The 1,386-nt window shown below is 26.8% G+C and carries 1 protein-coding gene; it reads right to left on the bottom strand.

Annotated features, from left to right (window positions below; translation table 11 throughout):
- Nucleotides 1-221 precede the first annotated feature (221 nt).
- The coding region (locus HMPREF3045_RS01475; protein WP_083316572.1) for a MobA/MobL family protein at nt 222-1,386 on the bottom strand (1,165 nt) is incomplete at its 5' end.

Raw genomic sequence — 1,386 nt, 5'->3', positions numbered from 1 at the left:
CTGATAGATAGTTTTTCATGTTGGAATATATAATCTGTATTTCCTCGTTGTTCATTGCTTTTATTTCTTCTGTGCTTTTATATGTTTTGTATGTTCCGTCTTTATTTGCTTTTATGAGTTCATCTATTAGCTCTTGCCTTTTATTCATCTCTATTACCTCCTAGATCTGCCTTTATTTTCTTGGTCATATTATAGCTTGGATAAGATATTTTTACCAGGTCTTATCTTTCTTGATCCATTTTCTTGTTTTTCATCATTTCTCTGTATTCATTGTCTTTATTAACTTGGTCTTGGAATTTTTTAATCTGTGCTATTACACTTGGTTTTTCACCTTGTTTTATTAGCTTATCTATTTCTATGGATAAGTCTATGCCAAGTTCTTTGTTTACAAAATCTACTGAATATTTTATATGATTAATTTCCTGGTATTCATCTTTTATTTTGTCTTTTTCTTTATTTATTTCTTCAAGCTTTCTCATTAAAAGATTTTTTTCTTCATTCCATTTTTTAGGACTTAGTTTTTCATTATCTGATAGGAGTTTTTTTAATTTCTTGCTTACTACCTTATATTGGTCTATATCTTTCTTATATTTGTTATAGAATGTGTCTTTTGTGAATATATTTTTCTTTTGATATTCTTCATAAACTTCTTTTTTGGCTTTGTAGATTTCATAGTATAGAATTTTCTTTTCTACATCTTCCATTTCTTTATGGATTGTCTTTGCTTTTTTATTTAGTTTGTAACTATTAGACTTTAAACTTTCTATTTTTGTTTGTAACTGACCTATGGTTTCTATGTTATTTTTTCTTAAATAACTATATGCACTTGTTAGCTTTTTGAAGTCATATTTTTCTTTATTAGTTTTTGCATATCCTTTTAGATATTTACTTTTTTCTTTTTGAATTTCTGAATAAGTTAATAGATAATTTGTCAGATTGAAAAGTTTAGGGTTGTCTATTACCTTATCTCTTTCTATGTCCTTAAATTTTTCATAAGCATTAGTTAAGTTATCTAATAAATTTCCTATCCAACCCTTTAATGTTTTTATTTCTTCTTTTATTGTTTTTACAAGTTCATTATATTTTCTTATTTCTCTATTGTAGTTTCCCTTGTCAGTTTCTATTCCCTTTCTTTCCATTGCACTTGCTGCTGATCCTAAATGGATTGTCGGTAGATAATCTGAATTTTGTCTTTTAAAACTCCTATGGTCTACTCTTTTTTCTGCTCCTACTCTTTCTAAATATTTGTTACAAAGATTAGAAAAGTTTTCTCTCCATTTTTCTACATTGCCCTTATCGTTCCAGGTTGTTAGTTCTACTTTTCTTGTTTTAGGTTTTCCATTTTTGTTTAATACTTTTTCTCCTTTTTCATCTAGGATATATTCT

It is taken from the genome of Anaerococcus sp. HMSC075B03, assembly GCF_001815585.1.
Lineage (GTDB): Bacteria > Bacillota > Clostridia > Tissierellales > Peptoniphilaceae > Anaerococcus > Anaerococcus vaginalis.
The sequence above is the reverse complement of the archived record's forward strand: the minus strand, read 5'-3'. Positions and strand labels throughout refer to the sequence as shown.